Annotated in this window: 8 protein-coding genes; 7 read left to right on the forward strand and 1 reads right to left on the reverse strand. The window is 41.7% G+C overall.

Annotation, left to right across the window (positions count from 1 at the left end; genetic code table 11):
• Window positions 1–23 precede the first annotated feature (23 nt).
• The 6 genes from L2735_RS11770 to L2735_RS11795 all read left to right on the forward strand — a co-directional run bounded on the left by L2735_RS11770 (window position 24) and on the right by L2735_RS11795 (window position 10,566).
• On the forward strand, window positions 24–1,643 hold the full coding sequence (locus L2735_RS11770; RefSeq protein ID WP_248984892.1) for a methyl-accepting chemotaxis protein: 1,620 nt from the start codon (window positions 24–26) through the stop codon (window positions 1,641–1,643).
• A 623-nt stretch (window positions 1,644–2,266) separates the two neighbouring features.
• Complete coding sequence (locus tag L2735_RS11775; protein ID WP_248984893.1) at window positions 2,267–5,941, forward strand: ATP-binding protein; 3,675 nt, start codon at window positions 2,267–2,269, stop codon at window positions 5,939–5,941.
• The gene (locus tag L2735_RS11780; RefSeq protein ID WP_248984894.1) at window positions 5,941–6,624 is read left to right on the forward strand and encodes a condensin complex protein MksE; all 684 of its coding nucleotides are present in this window, start codon (window positions 5,941–5,943) and stop codon (window positions 6,622–6,624) included. Before L2735_RS11775 ends, L2735_RS11780 begins: the two co-directional genes overlap by 1 nt.
• On the forward strand, window positions 6,621–7,841 hold the full coding sequence (locus tag L2735_RS11785; RefSeq protein WP_248984895.1) for a phosphoenolpyruvate carboxylase: 1,221 nt from the start codon (window positions 6,621–6,623) through the stop codon (window positions 7,839–7,841). The genes L2735_RS11780 and L2735_RS11785 overlap by 4 nt, the downstream gene beginning before the upstream one ends.
• 604 nt (window positions 7,842–8,445) lie before the next feature.
• Window positions 8,446–9,690 (forward strand): dicarboxylate/amino acid:cation symporter, encoded by a 1,245-nt coding sequence (locus L2735_RS11790; RefSeq protein WP_248984896.1) that lies wholly within the window; start codon window positions 8,446–8,448, stop codon window positions 9,688–9,690.
• Window positions 9,691–9,810: 120 nt separating this feature from the next.
• Window positions 9,811–10,566 carry a thioredoxin family protein gene (locus L2735_RS11795; RefSeq protein WP_248984897.1) on the forward strand — a complete coding sequence of 252 codons (756 nt, stop codon included), beginning with the start codon at window positions 9,811–9,813 and terminating at the stop codon, window positions 10,564–10,566.
• A gap of 96 nt (window positions 10,567–10,662) precedes the next feature.
• Here L2735_RS11795 and L2735_RS11800 read toward each other — a convergent pair whose 3' ends face one another.
• Window positions 10,663–11,655 (reverse strand): class 1 fructose-bisphosphatase, encoded by a 993-nt coding sequence (locus L2735_RS11800; RefSeq protein ID WP_248984898.1) that lies wholly within the window; start codon window positions 11,653–11,655, stop codon window positions 10,663–10,665.
• Window positions 11,656–11,889: 234 nt separating this feature from the next.
• Between L2735_RS11800 and L2735_RS11805 the strand changes: the two genes are divergently transcribed.
• Window positions 11,890–14,166, forward strand: coding sequence for a S9 family peptidase (locus L2735_RS11805; RefSeq protein ID WP_248984899.1), 2,277 nt, complete (start codon window positions 11,890–11,892; stop codon window positions 14,164–14,166).
• The last annotated feature ends 290 nt before the right edge of the window (window positions 14,167–14,456 follow it).

The raw sequence follows: 14,456 nt of genomic DNA on the forward strand, positions 1-14,456 counted from the left end.
TTCAAGTGCTTTGGGGGCAATCAATGAATTGGTTTAACAACATGTCTATATTCAAGAAAATCGGCTTGATTTTCGTCTTATCTGTGATTATTTTTGCCGTCAACCTGACTATTAGTATTGTGTCCATTAATAAAAATAACGACACCATGACCTTCATGCAAGATAAGGTTGCACAGCGAGTTGAACTTGCGAATCAGAATGTAATTTATGTACAGCGCCTTGATGAACTTTATACTCAAGCTGTGTCATTTGCTGATGAAGACTTAATTGATAATGCCGTTAAAACTTTCGATTCATTAAAGAAAAATATCAATAGTTTATCTAGCCTTGATAGTGAGCAATCAGCCAATCTATCAACGCTTAATAGTGCGCTTACCCAATACAACGATATTACTTACGATCTTGCCAAGGGCATGATTGATAACAGTCTTGATATGAGCAAGATTGGCGAGATTATCGCGAGTAAAACCCAAGTTTACGACAAGTTAATGATCGGCGTTCAGCGCTACCAAACCGATAAAGTCGCCGAATTTAATAATACGATTCAAGAGTCCGTAAGTCGCTCAGAAAGCAGTTTAGTACTGACATTATCGATTGGATTAGTGCTGTTATTACTCATGGCAATTGCGACCATTTCTATTGCTAAATCATTAAGTGGCTCTGCCGGTCATCTTGCTAACTCCTTGGGTGAGCTGGCTGATGGTAAAGGTGATTTACGTCATCAACTCGATGTCACAGGGCGTGATGAGTTGGGTCAGGTATCAACTAACTTCAATCGTTTTTTACGCTTACTAGCGGATTCCATTCAGCAAGTGGTGAGCGTGACAGCGCCGTTATTGCAAAGTGCTGAATCTTTAAAAGAGCGCATGGGCACAGCCACACAAGCAACTGAAAAACAAAGCTTAGATGCCAAAGCTGTACAGCATTCAATGGAAGAAATGGGTTTATCTGTTAATGAGATTTCGCAAAGTGCGCAGCAAGCTGCAGAGGCTGCAGATAGCGCTGAGCAAGAAGCTACGAACGGCTTAGCCGTTGTGGCAAGTACCATAAATATTTCGCAAGAATTGAATGCTGAAATAGAAGTTGCATCAGATTCTATTAATGAATTAGCTAAAGATACGGAAAGCGTTAATTCTATTTTGAATGTGATTACATCGATTGCTGAGCAAACAAATTTACTGGCATTAAATGCCGCAATTGAAGCTGCTCGCGCAGGTGAGCAAGGACGTGGTTTTGCTGTTGTTGCAGATGAAGTGCGCGCACTTGCTTCTAAAACGGCCGATGCGACTAAAGAAATTCGTGAAGTATTATCCCGTTTAAAAGTGGCAGCAGAGTCATCGGTTAGCACTATGGATGTGGCTATCGGCAAAGCATCAGATAACGAGAAACATGCCCGTGAAACTGGTGATGTACTTAAATCGATTCAAGAACAAATTGTGAGTATTAACACCATGAACACCCATATCGCCGCAGCTACAGAACAGCAATCTGCTGTTGCCGCTCAGGTAAGTCATAACGTGGTTGAAATGAACGAGTCGTTTGTTCAAACCTTAGATATTTTGGCTGAGGTTCAAGATGTGTCAGAAGGCTTATTAGGCTTCTCAGATGAGCTGCAAAGTGCCACATCTCAATTTAAATTATAACTATTGAGTATTGAAGAGATTAAGCTTTGCTAGTTCAAGACTCTTGCTAATCTGATATAAACACTTAGCTTTTGAAACCACCTTTAGGGTGGTTTTTTTGTGGGTAAACCTTCGAACAACGACTCAATTTGTACCAATATTCAGCTACGTTTACTGGCGTAAAAGCGCACAACTGACTTGATTGATAAATTATGGGAGTTAATACCAATCAGCATAAGAATGTGATCATTCTTACTGGTTAAAATCGCTTATAACTTCGTTAGAAATTTTGTAGGTAGAGCAACTAGCTAGCTGCAATTCCTGCCTTGTTCTAAGCGATTTTCCCTACGCAATATCTGCTCACTTATTTATCCCGGTTGGTATAACTTGCTAGATGAAGAGTTCAACTAGATTCAAAATTAGACTAAAACTTTACTGACTGCTGCTTTGTTAAGCGCTGATTTTCACTGTGTTAGCGTATTATCTCAAACAATATAATCGACGAAATTGCTTCATTCATCGCTTTGATTTAACTTACTACCCATAGGTAAAAAATCATCAGCAAAGCGGCTAAGAAATACTCACTAAAAAGAGTCATCAAATCTTGCTTATGACTTTAGCTGACTGCGCGTAAAAGGACTCCAATGCCAAGCTTGATAAGAATAGTGTTAATTAATACTCACCTTCCTGGTGTAGTAGAACTTCAATTAGATGGACACACTAATATTTGTGGTACCAATGCATCGGGCAAGACGACTTTGCAACGTCTGGTTCCTGTGTTTTATGGCGAATATCCAAGCAGAGTTGTCCCCTCAACTCGTGATAGTTTTGAGCGTTGGTATTTACCCCATGACTCAAGCTATATCATTTATGAGTATCAAAAGAGCGACGGCAATTTATATCAAGCAGTAATGGCATCAGCCGGTGATGGTAAAGGCGTGAACTATCGCTTTATTGCCAAAGGTTTTGAGCTTGATGACTACGTAAAAACGCGCAATGGCGATACGATTATCTGTCATACCATGGCAGAGCTTGGCCGTGAGATGAAACGGGCGCAAGTTACTCATACCAACTTACTCAATACCCGTGAATACCGTGCGATTATTCAGCATGACCGCAGTCTATTAACCACTGGTGGTAACAAAGGCGAGTTGCGCACCTATGCTCATCACTTCTCGCTTTGTGACAGCGAATATTCTTTGCGTCACATTGAAAAGCTCGCCAAAGCGGTGCATTCAAAAGAAGGCAAAATGGAAACCGTTAAGTCGATGGTTGCCGCAATTTTAGAAGAGGACGGTGTTAATCCGCCCACTTCACGCCTAAACCCGCAACGTGTGGAAAGCTGGATCCGCGAAAGCCAACTAGTCCAAGGTTTTGAGCAAATACGTCCAGAATTTGAAAAGCTAGAGCAAGAGTTTAATCAACTGCTCAGCGCAGAATTGAGACTAGGCAGTTTGGCTAAAGGCTACCGCGCAGACGAAACCTTTGAGGCCGAAAGGCAAGAGCTTAGTCAAAATGAATCAAAAGATGCCAGCTTACAGCTCAGGTTATTAGATGAAGAATGGAAAGAAGCGCGCGATGAAATTAGCCAAGAGTTATCGTTTGCTCAAGGTGATACTCGTAAATATGAAGCTGAACTTGACTCAATTGAAGATCAATATGAAGGCTTTTTAAATTCGAATATTGAGCAAGCTAAAGCCGACTTAGATAGCTTAGATAATTGGCGCAGTGATTTAGAAAACTTAACCGAACGTCATAAGCTGCAAACCGAAAAGCATCAAGATATTGAAGCGGCCTATAGTACTCGTCGTAGTAAGATTGCAGAGCAATTGCATCGCGAGCTTGAGTCTTTACATGAAGAACAAGATGAAGTTCGAGAAAACCGTGATAGTCAGCGTGAAGCCTCTTCAGATGATTTAGCCCAATTAGAAAACCTATGGCGAGAGAAAACTGACGCAGGAAAAGCGGCATTTGCGGAGCAAGAATATCAACTTAAGTTGACCCGCGGTGAGCTGAGTCATCAAATCGATGGAGTGACATACACCGAAGAAGAGAAGATGACCCTTGCGGTGTTTGATGAGCGCATTAGCCGCGCCGACGAAGAACAAGAAATCTGTAATCAAAAAGTCGATCGATTGTCGGCTGATGAACGCAAACTCCGTGCAAAACGCGATCAAGTCAGTGAAGCATTACGTATTGCCAGTGTACGAGTGAATGAACGTCTTACTGATGTCGATGATGTTAAAGGAGTTTTGTTTCCTCAATCACACACATTGCTTGAGTTTTTACGTAAAGAATCTCCAGGTTGGGAGCAAAGCTTTGGTAAAGTCATCGCGCCAGAGTTACTGCACCGCACAGATTTACATCCAAGTGTGACAGGTAAAAGTGATGATGCACTGTTTGGGATCGGTTTAGATCTTAAAGCTATCGAAGTGCCTGATTACGCTGCATCCGAGCAGGATTTACGCTTAAGACTAAATAAAGCGGAAGAAGCCTTAGCGCAAGCAGAAGAGCTAAAAGGCGAAAATGAAGATCAACTCGTCGCGATTAATGATGAGCTTGATAACCTCAACAAAGAGCTCACATTTGCCCGCACCGCTTATAAAAATAGCCGCGAAGATGTTAGACGCTTATTCGATGAAAAACGCAGTACTCAAGCTCAAATCAACCAAGCACTAGCTGATAGAAAAGCCCATGCAAGCAAGCGTCTAATTCAATTAGATAACGAGCTTAAGCAGCAACATAATCATCATCTAGAGTGGTTATCGGAGCAAAAAGAGCAAGCGCTTGAAGCGCGAATGGAAAAAAATGCCTACTGGCAAGATGTGGTAGGCGCGTTAGATAACCAATTAGGGCAAATAAAAGCCAACATTGACACTCGTCGTAGTAATGCCAAGCAAGAGCAAAAAGCCTGTGATACTTGGTATAAAAATGAGCTTAAATCTCGCGGTGTTGATGAAGCTGCAATCGTTGCGCTTAAAGGTAAAATTCGTGAATTAGAAAGTCAAATCAGTAATGCTGAAAAACGTCGTAGCGATGTATTGCGTTACGATCATTGGTATCAAAACGCATGGCTAATAGCTAAGCCTAAGCTGCAAACTGATTTATCGAAAGTGAAGCAAGCCGCACTAGAGCTTGAGCAACAACTTGCCAATAAAACAGCCGATGTTAAGCAGCGTAAACAGCAACTTGAAACCCTTAAAAAGGCATCTGATGCCGCACAAGTCGACGCATCAGAAAACCTCACTAAACTGCGCGCTGTAATGCGCAAACTTGCCGAATTAAAGTTAGCTCCTAATAAAGACGAAGCTGATGGCAGTATTGGCGAGCGTTTAAGACAAGGTGAAGAATTACTGCTCCAGCGTGATTATTTACTGGGTTCAGTCAAACAATATGTAGAACATTTTGATTCGGTTATTGCTAGTAAATCTGGTTCGAGTTTAGCTGAGTTTTGGGAGCGTGCTCGCGATGAGTCAAGCTTTACAAATGACAAAGGCATTCGCTTACTCGACTACCGCAAACTGGTGCCGCAATTAGAGCAACTATTGAATGTGATGGTACCGCAATCCTTAATGGCGATCCGCGAGCAAGGACGTATCTTTGGTATCGACTTAACCGCTTATTATGATGTTCTTGCCGATATTGATCGCCGTATTGCATCTCAAAGTGCGCGCATTACTCGTGAAGTGGGCGAAGAGCTATTCCTTGATGGTGTATCTGAGTCTGCGGTTAAGATCCGTTCGCGCATTAGCGAGTTAGAGTTCTGGCCTGAGCTAGAAGTATTTGTAAAAGCGTTCAAGCAATGGAAAGCGGATGGCTTTAGTCAACTGCCTGATGAGCATTACACATCCAGTATGCGCCGCGCCCTAGATATTATTGGGCGCTCGGCATTATCAGGTGGAATTGCTAAGTTACTTGAAATTGAGCTGCGCTTAAAAGAAGGTAACAGCGACTTAATAATTCGTACCGACAGACAGCTAAATGAATCCTCAAGTCATGGCATGGCTTACTTAATTTTGTGTAAATTCTTATTGGCCTTTACTCGCTTATTACGTGGTAAAGCAGATGTCACCATTCATTGGCCGATTGATGAATTAGGCACCTTGCACCATACCAACGTGAAAAAGATCTTTGATGCCTGTGTGAACAACAACATCAGCGTTTTAGGTGCCTTCCCGAACCCTGAATCAGAAGTGCTTAACTTGTTTGCTAACCGCTACATCATTAATAAACAAACCCGTAAGCTGCAAGTGGTAAAACCTAAAAGTAACCCGCTGGCTGAACGCTTGAGCCAACGCGCTAACAAGGAGGCAATCTAATGTCTGAACAAAGTCGAACGCCTTCTCAAACCACCGCTTCTTCTGAAACGACATTAGTCGGAACTGGCATGCTGATAGAGCAGTTACTTCGCGGCGAGTTTATTTGCCGCACGACCAATGAAGATGGTTGGCGTGCCCTTAAAAATAGCACTACTTTTGACAAGGTTGAGCAATACCTTAATCAGATCAATCGTACGATTTCTTCTGCTGCCGAAGGGGATGTATTCTTTTGTGGTTACCAGCAATTAGGCGAGCAAGAGAAAAAGGTTATTTCGAGTCAGTTTAAAGATATCTGCTCAGCGCTTATTCCTCTAGTGGAATGGTTGGTGTTAGTGCAAGAAAGTAGCGGCCAAGACGCTCCGTTAAGCGAAGGTGCCCCAATCCGATTGACTGAGTTACAGGCACGTATTGAAGATACGCCAGCTTTTATGGAGCAATTAGCTAAGTTAAGCCAATATCGACTATTCGGCTCAACCAGTAGCAACGTGGATAACCAAATAAAGCTGGTTTTTAAACGTTTAGTAGAGCTAGGTTACTTGGTTAAGCCTAACAGCGAAAAACAGATTTATATTGCCACAGGCAAGCTAGATTACTTGTATGAAGTGATTCGTTTCATTGATGAAACTGAAGGTCTAAGCCTTGAGGCACAAGCTGAAACCGCAACTCAACGGGATTTAGTATGAGTAATAATTTACATCAAGCCGGGGTTAAGCTGCTTAAACAGCTCAGTCGTCATGCTGATGTGGTTATGGATGCCTATTTAGCAGGCTCTGTCAGTGAATCTACCCACGATGTAGCAGTGATTGAGAAGCTGAAAAAGAGTGGCATTTTATGGCGACCAGAGCCGGACGAAGCGTTACGACTTAAGCGTTCAGTGCGGGCATTGCTTGAAGAAGCATTAAGTGATGAGCGTAACCGGCAAATTGATGCCAATGTGGGCTCAGCATTCAGTACGATTAAAACCTTAGCAGATCATTACAAAGAAGCTCGTCATAATATTGATTACGGTGCCGCTGAGGCTTATTTGGCTGACTTGAGTGAACATGTTTATAGCTTTACTGATAGTCTTCGCTATTCCATTAGAGTGTTATGGAGCCGAATAAATAATGAGTTTGGTTATGTTGGCAGCATTAACGCAAAAATTCGTGAAAACGAACTAGCTCAAAGTCAGGTCAGCGAATTACTCAATGGTTTGGAGATGTTTCAGTTCAGCGAACTGAGCGAAATAGCCGGTGATATTCGTGAACTAAGACGATTATTAGTTACCAATTTGCAAGAAACCTTAAGCCAATGCACGTTAGAGCTTAGCGCGGTGCAAGGTCGGTTATTAGAACTCATTGGTCGCTTCAGGCAAATTCAAGGGCGAACTCGATTATTAAAAGGCTTTTTACTGCACACTGAGTTACACCCTGATTATCAACCTGAAAATCATGTCGCTCATAAGCATGTGCCGAGGTTGTTTAATTGTGCTGAAGCGATTATTAAACCTGCTAGTGTCGATGTTAATAACGCTAGCCATGAAATCGTCTTGCTTGAAGCGGTCTCTAAAATAAAAGCGATTAGCCGTGATCTGCTTCCAAGCAAAGTTCGTGAACATAATGTCGAAACCACAATGACTGAAGTTGAGGATTTTGATATTCCTGATAATCCGCTGAAATTAGCTGTTGATGAGTATTTCTGCGAAGTGATCGATTCAGGGTTAAGACAGTCGGCACTGGAATACCTCAAAGCGAATAAATTAGAGTGGGAAGCTGAAAATTGGTTGTATCAAGTTATTGGTGGCTATGAAGGTCTGCCAGATGAACATAAAGCCTATTTTGAGCTTGAACCGATAGGTGAGCCTGACCCAATTTATAGCGGTAACTTCATGATCCATGATGTGGAGCTATGGCTGGCGTAAATCTAGCTGATCATTTTTATGGGTAACCATTTATGCGAGGAAAGCAGTTAAGGCAACTTAGCTGCTTTTTTGTTGGATTCAGCTTTTATCTTAGTTTTTAAAAGCGACATAAAATTACTATTTAGCTGACGTAGTATGCGACAGGCGTAATGGTATGTAACGTTAATGCTCGACATTGTTGTAATTTAGGCGCGCATATATAGCGAGCTTGTGACAGCGGGATTAAATTGATTTAGCTATATATGTTACTTGAATAGTCGTCACTGGTATCAAGCTGAAATGTTGCTCAATGAGTTAGAGTAATTAACTATTCAAAGCTGTCTGATCGGACTATTTATCTGTTATGAGGATGTGTTTTAGCTTCCAACACTAGGTTTGGAGGTTCTAAATTAAATATAGTGTTTAAATTCTTTTAAATCATAACCTTGGGGTTAGTTGTAAATATCTTCTTTCAATCCCTCTCACAACTTATTGATCTCTAGCATTGAAATATGTTGCATCTTGTTTCAGTATCTTTGTCGTTAAAAATAATTAAAACAAATTTTATTGTCGTTTTTAGGTGTTTTCTTTCTGAAGTCGGCTTGAACTAGGAATACAGAAAAATATGACCAAATCATTATCGACTCGAATTTTTATCGGGTTATTCTTAGGGTTACTACTAGGTAGTATCGTTCAATTCGCGCTTAATGATGTGGCGTTCTTTTCAGGTACCTTGGTAGAAGTTGCTTCTGGCATAGGTAAAATGTTCGTCAATATGATCATGATGCTAGTGGTGCCATTAGTGTTTGTCAGCATCGTTTGTGGCGTGTGTGAACTTCAAGACTTAAAAAGCTTTGGTCGTTTAGGCGGTAAAACATTTAGCTTTTATATCATTAATACGCTAGTGGCAATTGCGGCAGCTTTTGCGGTAGCGATGTTAATCGAGCCAGGTAAAGGCGTTGATATGTCTAGTGCGGGTGGTGTGGATATTACCGCCACTGAACTGCCTAATTTGATGACCTTGATTGTCAATATCGTGCCTAATAATCCGTTCTCTGCATTTACTTCGGGCAATATGCTGCAAGTGATTTTTATGGCTCTGTTACTTGGTGGCGTGATTAAGTCATTGGGTGATGTTGCCAAAGGCGCAGTGAAGGGCTTCCAAACCGCTAACGTTATTATGATGCGTTTGATTTCAGTGGTGATGAACCTTGCCCCTATCGGTGTGTTTGCATTGATGTTTAAACTTGGTGCGACGTTAGAGCCTGAAATCTTCTTCAGCGTGGTGCAATATTTACTGCTAATTCTTGGGTTGTTATTACTGTGGATTTTTGTCGTATATCCTTACGCAGTGAGTTTCTTTACTCAAGTTAGCGCCAAGCAGTTCCGTGAAAAAACCCGTGAGCAAATTTTGTTCTCGCTATCAACTGCGAGTTCAAATGCAACAATTCCAGTCACCATGCGTACCTTAACTGATAAGTTAGGTGTTAACCGCGCAGTTGCTGGTTTTGGTGTGCCACTGGGCGCGACGATGAACATGGGCGGGGTATCAATTTACATTACTATTGCTATTTTCTTTGTTGCCAATGCGTTTGGTATGCCAATTAGCGGCGATCAAATTCCAGCCTTATTGTTCAGTGTTTTCTTATTGTCAGTGGGTGCTGGTGGCGTTCCTGGCGGCGGTATGGTTATGATTGGTGTACTTATTCACCAAATGGGATTACCCGTTGAAGCGTTTGCTATTGTTGCTGCATTAGATCGTATTATCGATATGGTACTAACGTCATGTAACGTAGTGGGTGATACTGCGGTACTTACTATCGTTGACCAAACTGAAAAGCCACACCAAATAGAAGCTGAAAAAGCTTAAGTTTGATTGAGTCTTTTAGTGCTCAATAAACGTTGAAGTATAAGGTTAACAAAAGGGTCTGCATTTGCAGACCTTTTTTGTAAATGCTTAGTTAGCATAAAAATTAAAAGGGAAAGTTAAGTGAAATTAGGGATTGGATTTATTTTAATAGCGCTAATGTTATTGATGGGATGTCAGTCAACGGCGCATCATGGTGAAGCATTGCCACAATATACGTTTATTGCTCACGATAATGATATGGAGCGAGTTGCATCGGTGCAGTCTACTGCTCAAGCGCAAGGTAAATTGCTACTGGTGGTGATGGGGGCGCAGTGGTGTCATGACAGTCGGGGGCTTGCTGCTAATTTTTCAAACCAAACCATGCAGCCTATTTTAACTTCTCGTTTTGAAACGGTATTTGTTGACGTTGGCTATTTTGATGATAAGCATAGCCTTGCGCAAAAGTATGGTTATCCCGCTTACTTTGGCACACCCACTGTAATGGTCATCCAGCCGAAAACAGGTCAATTATTGAATGAGGTAAATTTATCTAAATGGCAAAGTGCAGACAGCGTTCCGTTAGATGAATATATCGAATTTTTCTCAACCATAGGTACTGACTCTGTTAAGACGTTGCCTTCATCACCTCAGCTAGATCAATTTATAAAAAATAATGTGACGCATTTAAAGCAAGGTTTTAATCATTTACGGCCGATATGGGCGGCGGTGCGAAATGACATGGCAGGAGATGCTAAAGAGCTGCAAAGTGTCGCTACCGAAATTTGGCAATATCGCACTCAATTACAGAAAGATATTTTAGCGATGAAGCTAGAGCTTGCGGCGGATCCGCAGACCAAGCTTTCATTGCCCGATTATGGCCAGTTCAGTTGGGAGTAGCTCTGAAGGGGTTAAACGTCAGTACAAAACAAAAAAACCGCCATTTGGCGGTTTTTATTGTCGTACGACTTCTTAAACTAGAGCTTAAATTAGCGCTTAAGCTATCTCTGGCTCACTGCTGTAATCTAGGCCGTGATAACTTAAACAAGTTTCCACTTCGTTTGCGCTACCTAAAATTACCGCAACACGTTGATGAATAGCTTCAGGTTCAATATCTAAGATATCACCATAACCCGTAGAGGCTTTACCACCGGCTTGTTCAACTAATAATGCCATAGGATTCGCTTCATACATTAAACGTAGCTTGTATGGCTTCTCAGGGTTCTTATTATCGGTTGGGTACATGAAAATACCGCCACGACATAGTACGCGATGTACATCACCCACCATGGCCGCAATCCAGCGCATATTGAAAGACTTCTCGCGGGTGCCAATTTTACCCAGTAGTAAATCACTGATGTAAGTTTGCATCGGCGCTTCCCAGAAGCGTTGGTTTGACATATTAATCGCAAACTCGGCAGTATCTTGGCTGATACTCACGGCTTCGTCAGTTAATAAAAATTCGTTAGAGTCAGGGTCAAGTGTATATAACTGAGTGCCATGTCCAGTGGTTAAGGCCATCATTGTTGATGGACCATAAAGGACATATCCTGCTGCAACTTGTTGACGACCGTTTTGTAAAAAGCTTTCTTCAGTTAAATCGCCAGCTTGCGCAGGAAGCACAGAGAAAATCGTGCCGACTAAAGAGTTGATATCAATGTTTGAAGAGCCATCTAATGGATCAAAACAAACTAAGTATTCACCTTGCTTGTTGACTTCAACCACATAGTCTTCTTCTTCCGATGCTAAACCACGTGCATTGCCTTCTGCTTTTAGCGCATCTTTAAGCATGTCGTTAGTGATAACGTCGAGTTTCTTTTGTGTTTCGCCTTGAACATTTTCTTGTTCTGTTGCGCCTAAAACACCTGCTAAGGCGCCATGACGAACGGCTTGGCTAATTTCTTTTGAGCAGTCGGCTAAGCTTAAAATTAATTGGCTAAGAGATTCTGATACAGCTTGTTTTGTAAGGGTTTGTGTCAAAGTTTGCATGCTTGTTCCTAAGACAGTAGAGGTTAAGGTCGGTAACCAGTGGTTAATGTTTTAATTTATTGCCACAGATAATACCTTAGATCAGCTTTCATTACAGCGTGAAAAAGCTGAGCAATATATGACTTGGAGCCGATTTGTTATAAACTCAGGCGAAATTTAGCTTTCTCGTAGGCATCAGGTTAATTAAATAACTAAAACAACAAAGGTTGCCTCGGCTTACTACAAGGAATAACAATGATTAATACCTGGAAGATAGCGGCGCTTTCTTTTGCTTCTGCTATCCCGCTAGTATTTGCAAGTTCACTCGTTTCACCAAACGTTATGGCCTCAACAATGAAAATAACTGGTAATTCAACACCGCTAACCATCGAGCGAATTCATGCATCTCCTGCTTTAGCTGGGACAAGCCCTCGTGGACTTAAACTTTCACCTGATGGCAGTCGCGTCACTTATCTTTCTAGCCGTGCAGATAATCAACATTTCTATGATTTGTGGCAAATGGATATTAAGACGTCAAAACGCAGCATATTACTCAATGCTGATGATTTAGCGTCAGGTGAATTATCGAATGAAGAAAAGGCTCGCCGCGAACGCCAACGTATTTATGGTCAAGGGATCATGGAGTACTTTTGGGCTGAAAACAGTGAAGCTTTGCTTATTCCTGCTGCGGGTAAGCTTTATTATTTCACCTTAGCTGACAATAAAACGGTAGAACTGGATACGGGTAAAGGCTTTGCTACTGACGCAAGATTATCGCCAAAAGGAAACTTTGTTTCGTTTGTACGTGAGCAGAATATTTTTGTCCTAGCCCTAGAAACGTCAAAACTCACCCAACTGACTTTTGATGGCAAAGGGCCGATAAAAAATGGTATGGCTGAATTTGTCGCCCAAGAAGAAATGGGGCGCATGACAGGTTACTGGTGGTCACCAGATGAAACTTCCATTGCCTTTACCCGCATTGATGAGTCTGGCGTTGAGCTGGTTACTCGTAATGAGATTTATGCTGATGGAATTAAACTCACCGAGCAGCGTTATCCATATGCGGGCAAAACGAATGTTGAGATAGATTTAGGCGTTATTACGCTTGCCAAAGAAGGAAAAGAGCAACAAGTTTCATGGATTGACTTAGGCAAAGAAAAAGACATTTACCTGCCGAGAGTGAAATGGTTACCTGATAGCGAGCATTTGTCATTCCAATGGCAGAGTCGCGACCAACAATCACTAGATTTACGTATTGCAGATTTAACCAGTAACAACAAGACTAAAACCATTGTTGCTGAAAGAAGTGAAGCTTGGGTTAACCTTAATGACGATTTACAGTTTTTAAAACAACAAAAGTCTTTCATTTGGGCATCAGAACGTGATGGCTTTAACCACCTTTACTTATTCGATTTAAACGGCAAAGTGCAGCAACAATTAACCCAAGGAGATTGGGCGGTTGATGCGCTGGAGTTAGTCGATGAAAAAGGCGGTTGGGTGTATTTCTCTGGCCGTAAAGATACTGTTGTTGAGCGTCACTTATATCGTGTGCCTTTAGCAGGCGGGGAAATAGAGAAGCTTTCATCTCGCAGTGGTATGCATTCAGCGGTTTTTGCTAATAATAAGCCTGTGTATATCGATTACTTCAATAGTCTTAGTCAGCCTCCTCAAGTGAGCCTACATGATGAAAACGGTCAGCGTTTAGCTTGGGTTGAACAAAACGAAGTGAATTCGTCGCATCCTTTGTATGATTTTGCCGGCCTTTGGCAAATGCCTGAGTTTGGTGAGCTAAAAGCCGAAGATGGTCAAGCGCTGCAATACCGTTTATTTAAGCCTGTACCGTTTGATGAAACTAAACAGTATCCAGTCGTCGTCAGAGTCTATGGTGGCCCGCACGCTCAGTTAGTCGTGAATAGCTGGAGTGAAGCGGATTACTTTACTCAGTACTTATTGCAACAAGGTTTTGCCGTGTTTCAGTTAGACAATCGTGGTTCGGCTCATCGAGGCACTGAATTCGAATATGTAATTTACCAGAATATGGGCGATGCAGAAGTCGACGATCAAAAAGTGGGCGTCGATCATTTGCGTAGTTTGCCGTATATCGATGGTGAAAATATTGCCATTTATGGTCACAGTTACGGCGGTTATATGGCGTTAATGGCGCAATTTAAAGCCCCTGATTATTTTAAAGCGGCGATATCTGGCGCACCAGTTACTGACTGGCGTTTATATGATACGCATTACACAGAACGTTATATGGGTCACCCTGAGAATAATAAAAAAGGGTATGATGCAGGTAGTGTTTTACCTTACGTGAAAAATTATCAATCTGGATTGATGATGTATCACGGTATGGCTGATGACAATGTGTTGTTTGAGAACAGTACAAGAGTTTATAAAGCTTTGCAGGACGAAGGTAAATTATTTCAGATGATGGATTATCCAGGTTCGAAACATTCAATGCGCGGTGAAAAAGTTAGAAATCACCTATATAAGTCATTGGCTGCTTTCTTGGAAAATGAGTTGAAGTAATGACGGTAGCGGTACTAATCGCCCTCAATATCATTGTGGGGGCTTTGTGTTTGATGAGCTTTATTGAATTGTTTAAAGACAAAAAGCGTAAATAGCGATTTAAACAATTTAAGATACAACATTAGTCATGTGAAAAATAAAAGGCCGCTTAGCGGCCTCAGACTGCTGACAAAGCCCTCGACATTCGTCTAGGGCTTTGATCTAATAGAAGTACAGATAATAACCAAGTTTATCATCATGCTTCGAGAGCCTAGTCCACAACAATATGAATTAGAGATGGTGACCCTTGA

It is taken from the genome of Shewanella olleyana, assembly GCF_023283825.1.
GTDB classification, from domain to species: domain Bacteria; phylum Pseudomonadota; class Gammaproteobacteria; order Enterobacterales; family Shewanellaceae; genus Shewanella; species Shewanella olleyana.